The 3,698-nt window shown below is 69.2% G+C and carries 5 protein-coding genes; 4 read left to right on the top strand and 1 reads right to left on the bottom strand.

Going from position 1 to position 3,698, the window contains the following annotated elements; translation table 11 throughout:
* Positions 1-839 (top strand): ATP-binding cassette domain-containing protein (locus VJ693_RS25560; RefSeq protein ID WP_324158982.1); only part of this gene is annotated, 839 nt, incomplete at its 5' end.
* On the top strand, positions 836-2,002 hold the full coding sequence (locus VJ693_RS25555) for an ABC transporter permease (RefSeq protein ID WP_324158980.1): 1,167 nt from the start codon (positions 836-838) through the stop codon (positions 2,000-2,002). The genes VJ693_RS25560 and VJ693_RS25555, both read left to right, overlap by 4 nt.
* Before the next feature lies 1 nt (position 2,003).
* On the opposite strand, the gene VJ693_RS25550 is transcribed toward VJ693_RS25555, so the two are convergent.
* Positions 2,004-2,237 (bottom strand): hypothetical protein, encoded by a 234-nt coding sequence (locus VJ693_RS25550; RefSeq protein ID WP_324158978.1) that lies wholly within the window; start codon positions 2,235-2,237, stop codon positions 2,004-2,006.
* Between the two features lie 248 nt (positions 2,238-2,485).
* Here VJ693_RS25550 and VJ693_RS25545 point away from each other — a divergent pair, with 248 nt between their 5' ends.
* Both VJ693_RS25545 and VJ693_RS25540 read left to right on the top strand, forming a co-directional pair.
* Entirely contained in the window at positions 2,486-3,214 is a 729-nt protein-coding gene (locus VJ693_RS25545; RefSeq protein ID WP_324158976.1) for a LuxR family transcriptional regulator, read from the top strand.
* Positions 3,215-3,355: 141 nt separating this feature from the next.
* Complete coding sequence (locus VJ693_RS25540) at positions 3,356-3,505, top strand: hypothetical protein (RefSeq protein ID WP_324158974.1); 150 nt, start codon at positions 3,356-3,358, stop codon at positions 3,503-3,505.
* Positions 3,506-3,698: the final 193 nt, after the last annotated feature.

Raw genomic sequence — 3,698 nt, 5'->3', positions numbered from 1 at the left:
CCGCTGCCCGACCCCTCGCGCTACTCGAAGGCCGACCGATGATCGAAGTCGAACAACTGGCCAAGCGCTTCGCCCTGGGGCGCGGTGCGAAGGCGCGCGAGGTGCGCGCGGTCGACGGGGTGAGCTGGCGTGCCGAGAACGGCCGCATCACTGGCCTGCTCGGGCCCAACGGGGCCGGCAAGACCACGACGTTGCGCATGGTCGCCGCGTTGTTCACGCCCGACACGGGCAGCGTGCGGGTCGACGGCATCGACGTGGCCGCGCAGCCGATGGCCGCGCTGGCCCGCATGGGCGTGCTGTCGGATGCGCGCGGTCTGTACCCGCGGCTGACGGCGCGCGAGAACATCGTCTACTACGGCCGCCTGCATGGGCTGGCCGATGCGGCGGCGAGTGCGCGCGCCGACCGGCTGGCCAAGGTGCTGGAGATGGAGAGCCTGCTCGACCGCCGCGCCGACGGCTTCAGCCAGGGCGAGCGGATGAAGACCGCGCTGGCCCGCGCGCTGGTGCACGACCCGCCCAACATCATCCTGGACGAGCCGACCAACGGCCTGGACGTGCTGGCCACGCGCGCGCTGCGCGAGGCGTTGCGCCGGCTGCGCGACGACGAGGGCAAGTGCATCGTCTTCTCGACCCACATCATGCAGGAGGTCGAGCGCCTGTGCGACCGTGTCGTCGTGATGTCGCACGGCCGCACGGTGGCCGAGGGCACCGTGGCCGAGCTCTGCGCGCGCACCGGACAGCGCGATTTCGAGGAGGCCTTCGTCGACCTGGCGTTCACCGCCGCCGAGCGCGAGCAGGCCGGGGAGCATAGCCACCCGGCGCGCGAGGTCTTGGCATGAGCCGCACCGCCTGGGCCGTGTTTCGCAAGGAGCTGGTCGATGCGCTGCGCGACCGGCGCACGCTGCTGACCGTCTTTCTCAGCTCGGTCGCGATGGGGCCGCTGGTGCTGGTGCTGATCTCGTCGCTGGTGTCCGACATGGAGCAGCGTGCCGAGGCGCGGGAGCTGCTGTCCGTCGGCCTCGAGCAGGCGCCGACATTGCGCAACTACCTGTTGCGCCAGAGCTACTCGATCCAGGCGGCGCCGCCCGACTACGAAAAGCGCCTGAAGGACAGCCGGCTGGCCGACCCGGTGCTGCGCGTGCCCGGCGATTTCGAGGCGCTGCTCGCGCGCGGCGAGGCGCCGGTGGTCGAGATCGTCTCGTCGAGCGCGAACCAGCGTGCGCAGGGCGGCGCGGCGCGCCTCGGCCGGCTGCTCGACGGCTTCAACCAGGAGCAGGGCACGCTGCGCCTGGCGGTGCGGGGCGTCGCGCCATCGGCGCTGCAGGCGATCGAGATCGACGAGCGTGACCTCGCCAACCCGGCGGCGCGCGCGATGCAGCTGACCGGGATGCTGCCCTTCTTCGTGCTGATGGCCTTGCTGTACGGCGCACTGAATGCCGCGCTGGACACGACGGCCGGCGAGCGCGAGCGCGGTTCGCTCGAGCCGCTGCTGATGAACCCGGCGCCGCGGCTGGCGCTGGTGGTCGGCAAGTGGGGCGCGGTGGCGGCGGTGGACATGCTGATCGCGGTGCTGTCCACGCTCAGCTTCGTGCCGGGCCAGTGGCTGCTCGAAAGCGAGAGCCTGGCCGCGCTGTTCCGTTACGGTTTCGCCGAGGCGCTGGCCTTTCTCGTGCTGCTGCTGCCGCTGGCCGGGGCGTTGTCGGCGCTGCTGATGGCGATCGCGATCCGCTGCAAGACCTACAAGGAAGCCCAGGCCAACGCGACGGTGGTGGTGCTGGCGCTGTCGCTGCTGCCGATGGTCACCTTGTTCAACCAGGGAGGCGAGAAGGCCTGGCACCTGTGGGTGCCGGCGCTGGCGCAATCGACGCTGATGGCCCGTGTGCTCAAGGGCGAGCCGATCGGCCCGCTGGAGTTCATCGTCCCGGCGGCGGCCAGTGTGCTGTTGGCGGCGGTGTGCCTGGTCTACCTGGCGCGCCAGTTCGCGAAGGCCGCGGTGAAGTGAGTCAGGCGGCCTCTTGCACGGCGCGGCAGACTTCGTCCTGCCAGGGCAGCTGGCAGACCAGGCGGCTCAGGTGCAGCGCCGATTCGCGCGCGGCGAGCAGCTCGCCGTGCTCGCCGACCAGGCGCAGGTTGGTCACGACGCACAGCGGGTTGGCCATCGCGACGACACCGTCGGCGATCTCGATCCAGTCCCAGGCCAAGCCGGCTTCGCCCTCGTCGAGGTGTTCACTCCACACGGTTTGACCCGAACATGGGGTGCCAGGCTCGCCGACAGTGGTCACCCGCGTTCCCAAGTGCACGAATCTTGCCCTACGCTTGACATTTGCCTGACAGAAAATGGCGGGCCAAGCGTAGAGTGCCCAGGGCGGTGGCATGCAGGTGGGAGAAGTCGTGTTCATGGTGCCTCTCTTCTTCGTCCAAACAGCCCGAAGTCTGGAGAGGTCGTGTTTCACCGGCTAGCTGTCAATCCTGTCAGGGTGGCGTCATGAGCAGCGCGTTGATCAGCGCCAGCTACTTGTCGATCATGGAAGCCCGGTCGGCGGATGATTTTCGCGACCAGATCGTGCGCTTCGCCGAGGAGCTCGGGTTCAGCTATGTGTCGGCCCTGACGGTGGTCGACCATTCCCCGACGCGTTCCGATTTCATCAGCATCGACAACATGCCTGGCGATTTCCGCGAGGCCGGCGCCTCGCAGGCCGACAACCAGCGGCGCGATCCCGTGATGCAGCACCTCAAGCGCGGCGCGGTGCCGCTTGTCTGGGACCAGGCCACCTACCTGCGCCAGGGGGCGGTCGACCTGTGGGAGGAGCAGGCCGCGTTCGGCTACCGCACCGGCATCGCGCTGGCCCTGCACCTGCCCGAGGGCCGCCACTTCATGCTCGGCGTCGACCGGGACCAGACCTTGCCCCGGGATGCGTCGGCCCTGACCCGGATGGTGGCCGACCTGCAACTGTTTGCCGTGCATGCGCAGGACACCGCGCTGCGCCTGTTCGTGCCGCCGGAACAGCTCGTCGAGACGCCGTCGCTGACGCCGCGCGAGCTGGAGTCGCTGCGCTGGACGATGGAGGGCAAGACCGCCTGGGAGCTCGGCAGCATCCTGGGCATCAGCGAGCGCACGGCCGTGCTGCACATCCAGAATGCGATGCGCAAGCTGGGCTCGGTCAGCAAGCACCAGGCCGTGCTGAAGGCCCTGCGGCTGGGCCTGATCCACTGAGCTGTAACCGGCTGCGCACCGCAGCGGCCAGCGGTAACAGCTGATCACTTGACCTGTAAGAGTTGACAGTGTCCGAATTCCAGGGCGATTGCTTCAATGACGCCACGCGCTGCCCAAGCGCTTCAACGTCGTGGAGCCACCATGAAGCAAGCCCTGATCTCGTTCGTTCGCCGTTCGCTGTGTCGCCAGGACGCAGCGCCCGTGCAGGCACCGCGCGAACTCGACCGCGCCGCGTTGCGCCAGGTCGTCGGCGGCGACGGCGGGACCGACCTGCCGCGCACTGGCTGGTAAGCCGACCGCCCCCTCGGGGCACTGAAACAACAGGGTCGGCGCCCGCCCGGCTGGGAGCCGGCGCGTGACCCTGTTTCGACACGAATCCCTCCACAACCAGCGTCGGGCCTGGCTCGGCAGCATCCAACTGGTGCAGCCACCGGGTTTGGCTTGGTTGACTTTCTGGGTGCTGGCGTCGCTCTGCGCCGTCAGC

The organism is Ideonella sp., assembly GCF_035254525.1.
Classification (GTDB): Bacteria; Pseudomonadota; Gammaproteobacteria; order Burkholderiales; family Burkholderiaceae_C; genus Ideonella.
This window is presented reverse-complemented; position numbering and strand designations above follow the sequence as displayed.